The 234-nt window shown below is 45.7% G+C and carries 1 protein-coding gene; it reads left to right on the plus strand.

Features of this window, described 5'->3' with window-relative positions:
* A partial coding sequence (locus AB4493_RS22155) for a transposase (protein WP_136982389.1) occupies positions 1 to 231 on the plus strand: 231 nt, incomplete at its 5' end.
* Between the last annotated feature and the right edge of the window lie 3 nt (positions 232 to 234).

Raw genomic sequence — 234 nt, forward strand, 5'->3', positions numbered from 1 at the left:
TGGTGGGCACAAGTACAAGAGAGTGGAATTAAGCCATTGAAAGAGTTCGCACGAAAACTGAGTCCTTATCTTCACGGTATTATCGCATCGGCAAGTTATCCGCTAAACACCTGCACCCTAGAAGGGATAAACAACAAGATAAAGCTAATCAAGCGAATGGGGTATGGGTATCGAGATACCGACTACTTCTTCTTGAAGATAAAAGCGGCTTTCCCCGGAAAGCCGCGATGAACC

Origin of the sequence: Vibrio sp. 10N.222.55.A1 (genome assembly GCF_041473835.1) — a bacterium.
In the GTDB taxonomy this organism is placed as follows: Bacteria; Pseudomonadota; Gammaproteobacteria; order Enterobacterales; family Vibrionaceae; genus Vibrio; species Vibrio crassostreae_C.